Source organism: Streptomyces sp. NPDC057438 (genome assembly GCF_042802995.1).
Taxonomy (GTDB): Bacteria; Actinomycetota; Actinomycetes; order Streptomycetales; family Streptomycetaceae; genus Streptomyces.
In genome coordinates this window covers 1-1,267 of sequence record NZ_JBHVDD010000208.1, presented here as the reverse complement: position 1 = coordinate 1,267, position 1,267 = coordinate 1, and the positions used below count along the sequence as shown (strand labels likewise).

1 protein-coding gene is annotated in these 1,267 nt (G+C 67.7%); it reads left to right on the top strand.

Going from position 1 to position 1,267, the window contains the following annotated elements:
• On the top strand, positions 1–1,267 hold a 1,267-nt coding region (locus ACFU5F_RS42415), incomplete at both ends, for a condensation domain-containing protein (RefSeq protein ID WP_383899039.1).

The window sequence follows — 1,267 nt, the reverse complement described above, 5'->3', positions numbered from 1 at the left end:
GACGTACCCACCACACCGATCATCGAATGGTTCCGCGCCGGCGGCGGCCCCATCCGCGAGTTCAACCAGTCCTACGTCGTCCCCGTCCCCGCCACCCTCACCCTCACCGACCTCACAGCCGCCTTCACCGCCGTCACCAACCACCACGACGCCCTGCGCATGCGCCTGCACCGCACCCCCGACACCCACACCCACACCCACACCCACACCGACACCGACACCGACACCGGCACCGGCACCGACCGCTGGACCCTCCACATCCCACCCCCCGGCACCATCGACACCACCAACTGGATCCACCACGTCGACACCACCGGCCTCGACCCCCACACCACCCACCAGACCCTCATCCACGAAGCCCAAAAAGCCCGCACCCGCCTCGACCCCGAACAAGGCATCACCGCCCAACTCGTCTGGCTCGACGCAGGAAACGACCACGACGGACAACTCCTCATCGTCATCCACCACCTCGTCATCGACGGCGTCTCCTGGCGCATCCTCCTGGACGACCTCGCCACCGCCCACCACGCCCTCACCACCCACCAACCCCTCCACCTCGAACCCGTCGCCACCTCCTTCCGAGGCTGGGCCACCGCCCTCACCCAAACCGCCACCCACAACCGCTGGACCAGCCAACTCCCCTACTGGGAAAACATGCTGGCCGCCCCGCACACCCCCCTCGGCGCCACCCCCCTCGACCCGACCCGCGACACCCTCGCCACCGCACAGACAGTCACCCTCGCTCTCCCCGAACACGAGACAGAGCAACTGCTCACCGCCGTCCCAGCCGCCTTCCGCGCAGGCATCAACGACGTCCTCCTCACCGCCCTCACCCTCGCCCTACGCCAATGGGCCCCCACCCACACCCACAACGGCATCCTCATCGACCTCGAAAGCCACGGCCGCCACGAAGACACACTCGACTCCGGCCACGACCTCACCCGCACCATCGGCTGGTTCACCACCATGCACCCCGTCCGCATCAACCCCGGAACCCTCACCTGGACCGAAGTCACCACCGCCGGACCCCAGATCGGCACAGCACTCAAACACGTCAAAGAACAACTCCGCGCCATCCCCGACCACGGACTCGGCTACGGACTCCTACGCCACCTCAACCCCCACACCGCCCCCACCCTCGCCACCCACCCACACCCCCTCATCGGCTTCAACTACCTCGGCCGCTTCACCACCGACACCCGCGACGGCACCGCCCAACACTGGACCTCCGTCACACACACCGACACAGGCAACAGCATCGGCGAAG